Source organism: Moritella sp. PE36 (assembly GCF_000170855.1).
In the GTDB taxonomy this organism is placed as follows: domain Bacteria; phylum Pseudomonadota; class Gammaproteobacteria; order Enterobacterales; family Moritellaceae; genus Moritella.
In genome coordinates, this window is sequence record NZ_ABCQ01000017.1 from 1 (window position 1) to 13,415 (window position 13,415).

11 protein-coding genes and 2 pseudogenes are annotated in these 13,415 nt (G+C 39.1%); 6 read left to right on the forward strand and 7 right to left on the reverse strand.

Annotated features, from left to right (window positions below):
* Nucleotides 1–374, reverse strand: a 374-nt coding sequence (locus PE36_RS11440) for a glutathione S-transferase N-terminal domain-containing protein (RefSeq protein WP_006032193.1), incomplete at its 3' end; no start/stop codon positions are given.
* A gap of 657 nt (nucleotides 375–1,031) precedes the next feature.
* Here PE36_RS11440 and PE36_RS11445 point away from each other — a divergent pair.
* Entirely contained in the window at nucleotides 1,032–1,661 is a 630-nt protein-coding gene (locus PE36_RS11445) for a LysE family translocator (RefSeq protein ID WP_006032194.1), read from the forward strand.
* A gap of 316 nt (nucleotides 1,662–1,977) precedes the next feature.
* Here PE36_RS11445 and PE36_RS11450 read toward each other — a convergent pair whose 3' ends face one another.
* Nucleotides 1,978–2,802: an AraC family transcriptional regulator gene (locus PE36_RS11450; RefSeq protein ID WP_157517783.1), complete on the reverse strand. Its 825-nt coding sequence runs from the start codon at nucleotides 2,800–2,802 to the stop codon at nucleotides 1,978–1,980.
* A 146-nt stretch (nucleotides 2,803–2,948) separates the two neighbouring features.
* Between PE36_RS11450 and PE36_RS11455 the strand changes: the two genes are divergently transcribed.
* Entirely contained in the window at nucleotides 2,949–3,719 is a 771-nt protein-coding gene (locus tag PE36_RS11455) for an HAD-IIB family hydrolase (RefSeq protein ID WP_006032196.1), read from the forward strand.
* A gap of 532 nt (nucleotides 3,720–4,251) precedes the next feature.
* Here the strand turns inward: PE36_RS11455 and PE36_RS11460 are convergent.
* On the reverse strand, nucleotides 4,252–4,758 hold the full coding sequence (locus PE36_RS11460; RefSeq protein WP_043994455.1) for a GNAT family N-acetyltransferase: 507 nt from the start codon (nucleotides 4,756–4,758) through the stop codon (nucleotides 4,252–4,254).
* Between the two features lie 156 nt (nucleotides 4,759–4,914).
* On the reverse strand, nucleotides 4,915–5,646 hold the full coding sequence (locus PE36_RS11465; RefSeq protein WP_006032198.1) for an AraC family transcriptional regulator: 732 nt from the start codon (nucleotides 5,644–5,646) through the stop codon (nucleotides 4,915–4,917).
* A 358-nt stretch (nucleotides 5,647–6,004) separates the two neighbouring features.
* On the opposite strand from PE36_RS11465, the gene PE36_RS11470 reads away from it, so the two are divergent.
* Entirely contained in the window at nucleotides 6,005–6,427 is a 423-nt protein-coding gene (locus tag PE36_RS11470; RefSeq protein ID WP_006032199.1) for an SRPBCC family protein, read from the forward strand.
* Between the two features lie 155 nt (nucleotides 6,428–6,582).
* Here PE36_RS11470 and PE36_RS11475 read toward each other — a convergent pair whose 3' ends face one another.
* The gene (locus PE36_RS11475; RefSeq protein WP_006032200.1) at nucleotides 6,583–7,599 is read right to left on the reverse strand and encodes an ABC transporter substrate-binding protein; all 1,017 of its coding nucleotides are present in this window, start codon (nucleotides 7,597–7,599) and stop codon (nucleotides 6,583–6,585) included.
* A gap of 481 nt (nucleotides 7,600–8,080) precedes the next feature.
* Between PE36_RS11475 and PE36_RS25000 the strand changes: the two are divergent.
* The 3 genes and pseudogenes from PE36_RS25000 to PE36_RS25010 form a co-directional block, all read left to right on the forward strand.
* Nucleotides 8,081–8,971, forward strand: a pseudogene (locus PE36_RS25000) (NAD(P)/FAD-dependent oxidoreductase); the annotation flags it as partial.
* Between the two features lie 391 nt (nucleotides 8,972–9,362).
* Complete coding sequence (locus tag PE36_RS25005; RefSeq protein WP_366816498.1) at nucleotides 9,363–9,488, forward strand: DUF536 domain-containing protein; 126 nt, start codon at nucleotides 9,363–9,365, stop codon at nucleotides 9,486–9,488.
* A gap of 5 nt (nucleotides 9,489–9,493) precedes the next feature.
* A pseudogene (locus PE36_RS25010) lies at nucleotides 9,494–9,793 on the forward strand (4Fe-4S dicluster domain-containing protein); the annotation flags it as partial.
* Nucleotides 9,794–9,916: 123 nt separating this feature from the next.
* On the opposite strand, the gene glpD reads toward PE36_RS25010, so the two are convergent.
* Complete coding sequence (gene glpD / locus PE36_RS11485; protein WP_006032202.1) at nucleotides 9,917–11,476, reverse strand: glycerol-3-phosphate dehydrogenase; 1,560 nt, start codon at nucleotides 11,474–11,476, stop codon at nucleotides 9,917–9,919.
* A 347-nt stretch (nucleotides 11,477–11,823) separates the two neighbouring features.
* Nucleotides 11,824–13,356, reverse strand: a complete 1,533-nt coding sequence (gene glpK / locus PE36_RS11490) for a glycerol kinase GlpK (protein ID WP_006032203.1) — start codon at nucleotides 13,354–13,356, stop codon at nucleotides 11,824–11,826.
* Between the last annotated feature and the right edge of the window lie 59 nt (nucleotides 13,357–13,415).

Below are 13,415 nucleotides of genomic sequence, written 5' to 3' on the forward strand. Positions count from 1 at the left end.
TTATGGCGGGTTAAATAGCTACTTTGCTCTGGTGTAATTTGATCAAATTTTTCAAGAAAAAATAGGTTTACCGCAGCATCCAATACCGTATTTACATTACAAAATAAATTAAAGTCTTGAGCATCAGTTAAAAATCCCTTGCCTGACTGCTCGCGTAAATACATTAAAATACTAGCAGAATCTGTTAAACCAATATCTTTACCAGCTTGCTGGTCTTGTAGAAAAGGCACTTTTTTCGTCGGAGAAAGTTTTGCGCTGCTATCAGCATCCGTTTCGATGAATTCACATTCTAAACCGCCGTTTAGTTGACCTTCCAATAATGCAATGCGGCAATGACGAACAAATGGCGAAGTGTAGCTTCCGTATAATTTCATATTAATTCCTTGTGTCACCTTTGGCCAAAACCCTTATTGGCTATTTGGCCTATGCTAAATCCTTATCGTATTGGTAATGAGTGTGCCATTAAAGGTCTTTAAAGCACAAGGATGATTTCTTCGAATCGATGTGAATGCTATGTCGATATAGAACACGATGGATTCTATGGTGTTGAACTAATGGCAACAGGCTATCACCCGCCAGTCATGTTGAGCCGTGAGTTCAAGGCCTAGTTCACGGTTAATGCAAGCGCAATGGCCACGTTAAAGGCGACAATGTGAAACCTGAGCCACATCGACAGCGTCCGGAGTGAGTTTCACGGCTAATTTTAGCTCGTACACTTGCAGCTTAGAGCAATAATGTTAAGCCATTTCTGCCCCATTTCGGCTTAGAGTCCTTACTCTGTCATGATATGAGCATACCGATTTGCCATATATTTTATTATGGATAAGTTCTATTGATCAATCGCAAACCTAGTTTTATATACAGCTATAACTGTATTTATTTTATTTGATAGATATTTGCTATTTTTTTATTAACCATTTGTAATTACTTATTAATTTGATATTATTGAGGGTAATTAAATTGGAATTGGATTCGCGTTATACGGAATTCCGTATAACTAACGGTTATATGCCCCTTGGAGTATTGTAATAATGGAAATGAATACATTAATACTGTTTGTAATTGCTGCACTATCTATAAACCTGATTCCCGGTCCTGACGTGATCTACATTGTGACAAATACCATGAAAGGAAAAATGAAGTCTGGTATCAAAGCTTCATTGGGTTTAGGTGTTGGCTATTTGATTCATACTTTAGCTGCTGTTTTAGGTCTTTCTGCATTAATTTTGAGTTCTTCATTTTTATTTACAATCATCAAATATTTAGGCGCAATCTACTTGCTTTACCTAGGTGTGCAATCGCTTATTAATTGCTATCGAAATGAATCTAAAATTTGTGTTGAAAATACAAATGAAAAACAAAGTAATATTTTCAAGCAAGGCGTTATTGTTAGTGTATTAAACCCTAAGGTTGCAATGTTCTTTTTAGCATTTCTACCGCAGTTTATTGACCCTACTGCACTTAATGCTACAAGTGAGTTACTGACCTTAGGTTTGTTATTTAGTGCGTTAGCAACAGGTTGTAACTTGTTCTATGCAAGTTTAGGCAGTATTTTATTCAGTAGTCCTAAAGCACAGAAATACTCAAGGGTACTTGAAGGTGTATCTGGAACTATCTTAATTGGTTTAAGTGCTAAAATAGCTTTAAGTAGTAATAAATAGTGCGTATGACAGGGCGTTAATCCTAATTTTATTATACTTTATGTAATGTGAACTACATCCTTTAAAGCTCGAGCACTAAGCCATTTATGTCCATCAATGGCTTAGGGTGATCGCTCTAAGCCGTGTGATCGCTCTAAGCCGAAACTGCCCCATTCTGTGTTAGAGTTTTAACTCAATCAGAATGTTAACATATCAATTTTCTTTACATTTACTAATGCAGAGAATCGGGTCCGTTTCTCATTTCACATAATGTATAGAAGTGAGCCGAAACAGCGAAATGTATCACTTAGCCATACAATAAATGGAAAATAGGTAGCTACCAGTTTAAACGCCACTGATGTTCAATTCTAAACTGTTTAGGTGTTAACGAGCTATATAATTTAAACGCTTCATTAAATGAGCGAACGGAATTGAAATTACTTTGTTCCGCAATAATCGAAATCGGAGTGGATGTTCTCGCCAATAACCTCTGAGCTTTCTTAATCCTGATATGCCTATATAACTCGGTAAAGTTAGTATCTAGTTCTTTCTTTAACAATCTCTTCAAAGATGACTCACTCATATTCAATTTCGAGACACAATCAGTAAAAGACCGAATTTCATCAGCACTAATATACTCTATAAGTTTAGGTAGCCAGACTTGTGGAGTGGCTGTTATATACGACTCATTTTTATCACAACTGGTGCGTAGGGAATCAAGAATACTAATCACTTTGGTTACTTGTTCGACTGAATTAGACCGCTTCATTTCTAACATAGGTGCTTTATATAGAGTTTCTTTACATTTTGTATCCAGTGTTAAAGTAACCACCTGATTAATAGTCTTTAGCCAATGCATAACAGGTTGAAGCTCAGGGATGGCAGTGTCGAGCAGCTCATTTCCAAATAACACCACCACGATATCTTGAGCCTTACTTTCGCAATCCCAAGTATGTCGTACATATGGTGGAATGAGAAGCAACTCACTCTCCTTTGTTCTAGATACTGAATCACCGATATAACGCTTACCATTACAATTAGTTAACATTATTAATTCATAACTGTCATGAGCATGGAATTCAAACATTGGAGAACTATTTTTTAAATGATGAACTCGGATCGAACGGTTCGGTGGAAAACGAGTTAACTTGATATTTGCCATTTGGACTAAAACCTCTCGAAGACGAGCTTAAACCACTAAAAGTACCATGGGTAGTTGTTAAAGTTAAGAACTAGGTAAGAAAATGAATAGCCAATTTTTTACATTTTAACTCTCGTACATATTTTTAATTTATTAAGGTAACTAGCATGGGTAATGAAAATCTAAATATTGTTTTCGATTTGGACGGAACCATAATTAAACACGGGAAGCCGTTAGATAGCCAAAAGGCTAAAGATATAGTAAGGCTTACATCGGGTTATAATTTGTTTTTTGCATCAGCCAGACCGATTAGAGATATGTTACCGTTAATACCAGAAGAATTGAGAGGTGCTACATTTATCGGTTGTAATGGTGGGCAAGCATGGAAACATGGGGATATGATTTTCTCAAACCAATTTTCCTATGAAGAAATAGGACCTATAATTGCCCTTTTAAAAACTAAATCGATCCCCTATGTTATTGATGGTGATTGGAAATATTCTTTTTCACAAAAGAAACACGACTTCCACAGTTATATTGAATCACTATCAAATTTTAGAGTATCTGAGGAAGAAATCATTACGCATGGCATTACTAAGATCTTAATTCTCTGCTCAAAAGTAAAAAAAAATATCGAGCAGTTTATTCTGTCTAACAATCTGAAATGTAGTCTTCATTCACATACTCATGACAATATTTTTGACTTAACACCCATTAAAACGAACAAAGCAGAAGCCCTTAATAAACTCGGCGTCGAATTCGAGAACACTTTGGCAATAGGTAACGACTACAACGACTTTGACATGTTAGATAATTCGAAAATATCGATTTTCGTTGGAGAGACTGGTACTTATGATAAAGCAAATTACCGCTGTTCATTTGATTGTGTTTTAGATGTAGTGGAAGATATTATAAAAAATTCGAGTTGTAATCACTAAAGTAGTTTAAGGGGAGTCAGGGCATCAGTTGGGTACCTTCACTTCTCCCACAATATCTAATGAGTATTACCATCAGGTAGAACAATGACTCTAACAAGGTTTTGTCCATCAATGGCTTAGGGTGATCGCTCTAAGCCGAAATTGCCCCTTTCTTTGTTAGTTCCGTTACTCACTCACAATATGCTCATATCGGTTTTCCATACATTTACTCATGTGAGGAATGGGATTGATTTATCATATCTCAACTGCTCACGCGAACCTATTGCGAGCATAATTGGGATCCAGTATTTAACTAGGTCGGTATCATGCTGAGGGGGTGTTCACCAAAATAATCTTGGTGATACATTAGATATTTCAAGGGTTTAACTGTAAGAAGTAAGACACTAATAGGACGATTACATCTCACAATCAAGAAAGCCTCCAACTAGGAGGTAAAATTCAACGAACCAATACAGCATTCACATTGTTGTGGTCAACTAATTCAAATTAAACTAACAACTTAAATCTTTAAACCGTCGAGTGCCGCAAACTTTTAACTAACAGAAAAATGCCAATTAAATTGTTCCTCCGACTCACTCTCTTTCTTAAAATTATTTTTTTCAAGAACCGTATAAGAGGCTACATTCGTTTTATCTGTCGAAGCTATTACCGCCTTAACTTTTGCTTGCTTTGCAGCCCAATTAATTATGCCTTGTACGGCTTCGGTCATATACCCTTTTCCCTGAAACTGTTCATATGTTCCGTAGCCAATTTCAATTTCACCCTTATCATTGGGCTCACCTTGAAAGCAAACATCAGCCACTGATCTATGTTCATCTTTATCAATAACTGTCCATAAAGTAGAAAAAAGGTAATTTTTATTCTCGTCTTTCAAACTAGGTAATATTGATTGCTCTAACGCGTCTTTTAATAAGGGGGTGATCACCATTGATGAGTTATTTAGCTTTAATTCGGCTTCTAAAGAATGATCGTTTTTAATGTATTTCAACATTTGCTGATAAGTTAAAGGTTTTAAAATTAATCTATTGGTTTCTATCACGTTGGCTATTCTCTTTATTTTAGGCTTTGTATTTATATTGACGATAAATTACTGCTAAGTTAGTTTCCGTACATACTGTTGTATTAATGCTATTTAATGAATTATTATACGATTACTATAAATGAAAAAATTTGGAATATCTTTGCTTTACAGGTGTTATTGTTTGTCAAACTGGCGATAAATTCTGGGACTTCGGCCAAAGTGCTTTTTAAACCTGTCACTAAACGCAGACAGATTTTGATAACCTACAGACTCTGCAATAGTTGTTATTGGCAATGTTGATTGAATAAGTAAGATTTGCGCCTCTTTCATTCTTTGTTCTCTTATATAATTTAGCGGGGTAAAGCCTAATTGCTCTTTAAAAAGAGTTGATAGCTGCCGCACACTTAAATGCGCTGCCATAGCGACCTGTTCTAGCGAAACGCTAGTTGCGACATGATCATCTAAGAATGTTTTGGCCAACAAAATACGTTTATCTATTTTCTCGTTATTAATTAATGGTTTGGAAATTAAGTCTAGTAACATTATTAAAATTTGTTCTTGATTTAATGCTGATACAGCGAGGTCTTGCAGTTGGCAACTAATGAAATAAATATAACTTTTTACTGTTGGCGTCAATTTTAAAAATGGTGGTAATTCCCTTAATGTGTCTCTCCACGCTAAAGGAACATTGGCGAGAATAAATCTATTTTCTTGTTCAGCAATAAATGAATGTTTGTTACTAGCAGAAACAAAAGCAATAACATCGTTATTGACCTTAGCTTGATCACCTTCTATTTCTAATACTAAATCACCACTAATCGGCAGTATTAGTTGATGAAAATCATGCCCATGACTTGGGCTTTCAATATCATTACATTGAATGTCTATCAATAAAGGATGTTTCAAAGATCATTGCCTACAAACGAAGTAAATTGGTTATTCATTATAAACTATTTTTATTACGCTTAGCATTGTAGTTGTCTAATAAAATTGGCCATTATATCGGAGGTTCAAGGCTATATTTGAGATACTTAAACTAACCTTGAAACTGCGAATTAGAACTAATGGTCTAACACGCTTATGTCCATCAATGGCTTAGGGTTATCGCTCTAAGCCTTGTGAACACCAAGGGACTCTGTCGTACCATAACTACCAAGCGACTTTGTCGTCCTCCCCCCACTCTATTCCCGAATCCCCGCCTTGCTTGAGATACCCAAAAAACTAACTAAACTGAATGTGTACGCCCACATATAAGGAAAAATGAATGGGACATTGTTACAACACGATAAATATCAACGCACCTATCGAAAAAGTTTGGGAAACCATCAGTAACTTCCACGATTTATCATGGGCTGAAGGTGTGATCACTTCTTTGCGTATCGTCGGTGCGAAGCAAGGTGACGAAATAGGGGCGAGACGGGTATTAAACGACGCTTTTCATGAAACCTTAACCGAGTTAGATGCAGCGCAGCATAGTTTTTCATACAGCATTGATGATGGGCCGGGTCCAATCGCTAAAGATGCGGTAGACAACTATATTGGCAGCGTTAAATTATCGCAGACACATAACGGCACTTTCGTTGAATGGCGTTCAAGTTTCGAGTCAACGAATAGCAAAGAAGTCGCTGAGTTCTGTGATCCGATTTACCAAGCGCTATTATCTGCACTGCAAGAAACATACTCTTAGCTACAAAAATGTAACCTTTAACAAAAGTAGTCGTTAAAAAGGAAGCATTTCAGCTTCCTTTGATTATTCATGTCTCAACCATTACTAGCCAATACATTACTAATCAATACTTTATTAAAAAACAAGTAGTTATACATGAGCAAGACGTTTATTGATTATAAATCAGCTAATGCAGTTTCAACTTTTTTAGCCACGTTCTTCGGCACCCACTGACTCCACATCACTTTATTATTCAATAAGAAGTGTTCTGCGGCATAGTCACCATCAGCTTGCTCTTCTTGTATCCAGGCCAACTGCTGATTCATTTGCATATTAGTAAATGAACGCTTAGACAGGTACTGCATCACCCCAGGCTCTCTTTTCGAAAAACTGGTTGTGACAATAGTCTGTACAGGCGCGGCAGGATAATCCGTCACTTTCGGGTTTTCACAATCTTCGATGATAGTACAGTTTTCAAATTCTTCACGATTAAAACCAGTGCCAAAATCAACACGTACCATATCGTATTTATCCATGATCGCGGTTGGCGACCAATAATAGCCAAACCATGCTTCTTTATTTTCGTACGCTTTAACCATAGAACCCGCTAATCCAGCACCGGAACCCGGATCAACTAAGTCAAAGCCATAATCAGCCAGATCCATCGCGTTGAATAAGTTGGTGGTTGAGATCTGACAAGTCCAGCCCGCAGGGCAAGCCATGAAAGCAGAACGACTTGGGTCTTCGGGGTGTTTGAATAATTTAGCATTAGCCTTAATACCAGCTAGCGTAGCCAAAGATGGATCCTTCTCGACCATATAGGCAGGAACCCAAAAACCAGAAACCGCACCGTCAGACAGTAAATCACCGGCAACAACAATACGCCCTTCTTCACCACCTTTAGCTAATGTCGCTCGGATCTGGTTTGTCCAGAATTCGGGCGCAATATCCGGGGTGTTTTTTTCAATCATTGACGTCGCTGTTATTGTCGAATTGCCCGGTACTATTTCAACATCACAATCATAGCCATGCTCTAAAATAAAAGCATCAATATTGGCGACTAAGGTTGCACTACCCAAATTCATATCTGCAATAGTCACTGAACCACACTCAGCTGCGAACGTATTCTCTGCGGCAAACGAACTAAAAGATGCCATGGTTAACAGCATTGCTAAAGGCGCTTTTTTAAACATAATAAAACCTCAAATTAAACTAGGTATATTGATTGATATATGCCCAAGCTACTTCAAAATGCACAATCAGCAAACCGAAAGAAGAGTATATTCAAGGCATGAAGTCGAGGATTTAGTTATTCTAAATCAAGACTTCATAACGCCGAAGATGCCTTCGTTCGGCTTGCCCTACGGGAGACGAGCAAGAATAACAGCACAGCGTTACAATATTTGAAAATGGAATAGCCATTATCTACATATTGCGCCTTGTGCTGTTATCCCTGCTCGTCTCTGATATAGCATCTTGAAGTAACTTGGGTATACCTTACGATATTGTACTCATTATTTTCCACTAAACCTTCATTTTCACTAAAATATGTTAATTAAACAGTCAAATTCAAAAAGTTAGCTGCAAACGATAATATGATTGGCGCTTATTCAAACATACACAATACTTAATATAAATGAGTGGATAAGGATGCCAAGCGTGAAACGTGAATCAATGGAATTTGATGTTGTCATTGTCGGTGCTGGTCCCGCGGGGTTGTCTGCGGCCTGTCGCTTGCGTCAACTTGCACTTGAATCAGACACCGAACTCAGCGTTTGCGTACTCGAAAAAGCGGCCGATATCGGTGGCCATATCCTTGCAGGTACGATCTTTGAAACCCACGCATTAGACGAACTTTTCCCCGACTGGAAAAACTTAAACACACCAGTGACTAACACAGTCAAACAAGATGATACCTGGTTACTCAAAAATGCAACCACAGCACGCCGCGTCCCTAGTATGTTAGTGCCATCAAGCTTAGACAACAAACATAACTATATCATCAGTCTTGGCGATTTATGTATTTGGTTAGCCAAGCAAGCTGAAGATTTGGGTGTTGAAATATTCACTGGTTTTGCCGCTAATGAATTAACATTTGATAACGATGGCAGCGTCAAAGGGGTGATCACGGGTGACATGGGTCGAGACAAACACGGTAATGAAAGAGACAATTTTATGCCGGGCATGGAACTCATTGGTAAATATACTTTAGTCACCGAAGGATCACGCGGTCATTTAGGCAAACAATTAATCGAAAAATACCAGTTAGATAAAGACGCTGATCCACAGCATTACGGGCTGGGCATTAAAGAACTGTGGCAAATAGATCCAGCCCTTCATCATCCGGGATTAGTCATGCACAGCATCGGCTGGCCACTAGCTGAACACGGAGCCACTGGTGGTGGGTTTCTCTATCACGTTGGCAAAGATCAGGTTTATGTCGGTCTCATCACCGATTTAAACTACCAAAATCCCTACCTCAGTCCTTTCGAAGAATTTCAACGCCTTAAATTACATCCCTCGTTCAGCCGCTATCTAAAAGGTGGAAAACGCCTTGCTTACGGCGCCAGAACCATCACCAAGGGTGGTTATAACTGCCTCCCTAAGATGGTGTTCCCCGGCGGCCTATTACTGGGTTGTGATGCGGGGACTTTGAATGTAGCTAAATTAAAGGGCACGCATACCGCAATGAAAACGGGCATGATAGGTGCTGAATCGGTGTTTGCAGCAATGGCGTTAAATCGCTATAAAGCCAACGAAAAACAAGAGCAAGAACAAGACTTAAATAAAGCGTTAAACAAGGATGAAAAATTGAATGAAGAGATCGATACTGGTAACAGCCTCGAACATTTCACCTTATTGTATAAATCGTCATGGGTATATCAAGAGTTATACCAATCCCGTAATTTTGCCCCCATTACCCACAGATGTAATGCCATGCTAGGCGTGACTTGGTTTGAACAGAACATACTGCATAAAAGCTTACCCTTTACCCTGCACGATTCAAAACCAGACCATAGCCAATTACAAAAAGTCACTCGATCGTCAGCAATCACTTACCCTAAACCAGATAACCTTTTAACCTTTGACCGCCTCAGTTCGGTGTTTTTAGCTAATATACAACATGATGCCGATCAGCCATGCCACCTTAAACTTACCGACTCCAGTATACCTATGTGTACTAACCTACCCCTCTTTGCAGAGCCTGCGCAACGTTATTGCCCTGCTGCAGTTTATGAAATAGTCACGATAGATAAAGAAGTAAAGTTCCAAATCAATGCTGAAAACTGCATCCACTGTAAAGCTTGCGACATAAAAGATCCGTCACAAAACATCGTGTGGACACCACCGGAAGGCGGCAGCGGACCTAACTATTCCGGCATGTAATGAACACCGCCCTTATGGCCTTACCCTTATATTCATAAAATTCAGATGTAAAAAAGCACAACTAATCAGTGATTAGTTGTGCTTTAAGGTTAAGCTGTTTAATTAGCGCAGTGAGTTACGCAATTAACCAACTTTATCTAGCTTTACCGGCTTTAGCTTTACTACTTTTGCATTGACGTAGTCAGCAACCGCCGCTTGTTGTTCTTTGCTTAAGTACAAACCAAGCTTGGTACGACGCCATAATACGTCTTCCGCTTTCTTGGCAAATTCAGTTTCAATTAAGTAATCAATTTCACGACTGTAAACACCGTGGCCAAAGTGAATACCGAAATCAGCTTCAGATGTACATCCCGCAAATAAGTCCCAAGAATCGGTACCAAACTGATTAACATAACGCGTCGCTGTTTCAGGGTTTAACCATAAATGCTGTGAACAGATGTTTTCAACTAACTGCGCACGTGGGTAGTTAAAATCACCACCAGGAAGCGCTGTATCAGCTGTCCATGAATCACCCATTTTATCAAAGTACGGTGAAATTAGTTTCATTGCCGACTCCGCTAGTTTACGGTAAGTCGTTAACTTGCCACCGAAGATAGATAGCAATGGCGCTTGTGTGCCTTCTTGCTCAATTTCCAGTGTGTAATCACGGGTGATTGCTTGTGGTGATGAAGATTCGTCATCACACAATGGGCGCACGCCGCTGTAAGTCCAAACCACATCACTTGGGTTAAGTTGCTTAACAAAATGTTCGTTTACCACGTCAATCAGGTAATCAACCTCATCATCAGAGATCGCGACTTTACGTGGGTCGCCAACATATTCAACATCTGTCGTACCGATAATTGAGAAGTCTTCCATGTAAGGAATAACAAAAACAATACGGTTATCTTTATTTTGGAGAATGTAAGCTTGCTCTTCGTCATGGATACGCGGGACAACGATGTGTGAACCTTTCACTAAACGAATGTTACGTGGAGAGTTTTCTTCCATGCTGTCATCGAAGAATTGTTTAACCCAAGGGCCCGCTGCGTTCACTAATGCACGAGCAGTACGCTCAAAACGAACATTAGTTTGTTCGTTTAACATAGTTACTTGCCATAAACCATCTTTACGAACGGCTTTTTCTACACGGCAATAGTTTTCAACTTCGGCGCCGTTACGTTGTGCAGCCATGGCATTTAGGATCACTAAACGCGCATCATCAACCCAGCAATCTGAATATTCAAAACCTTTGGTAATTTCTTTTTTAAGTAAGCCTGATTTCGCTAAATTTACTTGTTTACTGCCTTTTAACGTCGTACGTTTACCCAAGTTGTCATACAAGAACAAACCTGCACGAATCAGTATTGCAGGGCGTAAGAAAGGACGATGTGGTAAACGGAAACGCATTGGTTTAACAATGTGTGGCGCTTTCTTAAGTAATACTTCACGTTCTGCTAGTGCTTCAGATACCAGACGAAATTCGTAATGTTCAAGATAACGTAAACCGCCATGAATTAGCTTAGAGCTTGCTGATGACGTTGCTGAAGCAAAATCGGCTGCTTCATATAAACCAACAGTGAGGCCTCGGCCAGCAGCATCTGCAGCAATACCTGCACCATTAATACCGCCGCCTACAACGATCAGATCTAACACTCTATTGTTCACGTCATTGGTCATTACTTTCTGATTTCCATTATCCATACTAAACTCACTTTAATACATTCTTGTTTGAGCGAACGACCGCTATCGAACATCTGCAACTAATATAGAACATTTTTCTATTAAAATCACCACTTACTTTCGAATGCGCGCATTTATTTTTACATTTCGAACATTTAACTTTGGGTTTAGCCGACTGTGAATGCTCGAATGACGATTAAACATTAAAACCATGTCAACATGATGACAAACATAGACCAAATAATGCCAAAACACATAAAAAATCAAAAAAAAGAGCGCCACTATATAAACACTTTCTATTTATATAACCGGCACTCTTTCTATTTAGACTAGGATGACGACCTATTGGCAATCAAACTCAAACACGATTACAGTAAATCGTCTTCTTCGTCATGACCTTCAGACCATGACTGTGCCGCTTTAACAGCACGTTTCCAACCACGGTAACGACGTTGACGTTTCACTTCATCATCGTGTGGTACAAATGATTTTTCGATAACAGCTTTATCAGAAAGTTCATCGAGACCATCCCAGAAACCAACAGCCAGACCAGCAAGGTATGCAGCACCTAGCGCAGTTACTTCTGTTACAGCCGGACGTAATACCGTTGTATTTAGTACATCAGCTTGGAATTGCATTAGGAAGTTATTTGCTACTGCACCGCCATCTACACGTAATTCAGCTAATTTGATACCTGAATCTGCTTGCATTGCATCAAGTACATCACGTGTTTGATAGGCAATACTTTCTAGTGTTGCACGGATAATGTGGTTTGCACCCACACCACGTGTTAGACCAACGATCGTACCACGTGCATATGCATCCCAGTACGGAGCGCCTAAACCAGTAAATGCAGGAACAACATAAACACCGTTTGATGAGTCTACTTTGGTGGCAAAATATTCAGAATCTTTCGCATCGGCAAGTAATTTCATTTCGTCACGTAACCATTGGATAGAAGCTCCACCCATGAATACTGCGCCTTCAAGTGCATAGGCAACTTCACCGCGTGGACCACATGCTAAGGTAGTTAATAGACCATTTTGCGATGTTACTTTTTCTTTACCCGTATTCATTAATAAGAAACAACCAGTACCATACGTGTTTTTCGCTTGACCTTGCTCTACACACATTTGACCGTAAAGTGCAGCTTGTTGATCACCAGCAATACCAGCAAGAGGGATACGCGTACCGCCCTTACCACCGATGTTCATTTGACCATACACTTCTGAAGAAGATTTCACTTCTGCCATCATTGATAGTGGAATATCAAGGATCTTAAGTAGTTTTTCATCCCACTGTAGTGTATTGATATTAAACAGCATTGTACGTGATGCATTCGTGTGGTCTGTTACATGAACGCGTCCTTGGGTCATTTTCCAAACTAACCAAGTATCAACGGTACCGAACAATAGTTTACCGGCTTCAGCGTCTTCACGTGCACCCTCTACATTATCAAGGATCCATTTAATTTTTGTACCTGAGAAGTACGGGTCAACAACAAGGCCTGTATTTTCACGAACATACTCTTCAAAACCTGCATCTTGTGCTTTTAATTTATCGCACATATCCGCGGTACGACGACACTGCCATACGATTGCATTATAAACTGGCTTGCCTGTTTCTTTATTCCAAACAATAGTCGTTTCACGTTGGTTGGTAATACCGATAGCGGCGATTTCATCGCTGGTGATACCTGTTTTCGCTAATACTTCAACTAACACTGAACTCTGAGTTGCATAAATTTCAAGTGGATCATGTTCAACCCAACCGGCTTGCGGATAGATTTGCGTAAATTCACGTTGAGAAACGCTGACAATATTTGCATCGTGGTCAAGAATAACGGCACGAGAACTAGTTGTACCTTGGTCTAAAGCAATAATGTATTTTTTCTCAGTCATTATGAAGTCCTTTTAATTTCATTTGGTAGAGTACTTTATACTTAGTGTTTAAAGTAATA

Excerpts from the sequence above, each read along its gene's own strand:
- PE36_RS11445 (WP_006032194.1), top strand. The coding sequence starts at position 1,032 with ATGGAAATGAATACATTAATACTGTTTGTAATTGCTGCACTATCTATA.
- PE36_RS11450 (WP_157517783.1), bottom strand. The coding sequence starts at position 2,802 with ATGGCAAATATCAAGTTAACTCGTTTTCCACCGAACCGTTCGATCCGA.
- PE36_RS11455 (WP_006032196.1), top strand. The coding sequence starts at position 2,949 with ATGGGTAATGAAAATCTAAATATTGTTTTCGATTTGGACGGAACCATA.
- PE36_RS11470 (WP_006032199.1), top strand. The coding sequence starts at position 6,005 with ATGGGACATTGTTACAACACGATAAATATCAACGCACCTATCGAAAAA.
- PE36_RS11475 (WP_006032200.1), bottom strand. The coding sequence starts at position 7,599 with ATGTTTAAAAAAGCGCCTTTAGCAATGCTGTTAACCATGGCATCTTTT.
- glpD (WP_006032202.1), bottom strand. The coding sequence starts at position 11,476 with ATGGATAATGGAAATCAGAAAGTAATGACCAATGACGTGAACAATAGA.
- glpK (WP_006032203.1), bottom strand. The coding sequence starts at position 13,356 with ATGACTGAGAAAAAATACATTATTGCTTTAGACCAAGGTACAACTAGT.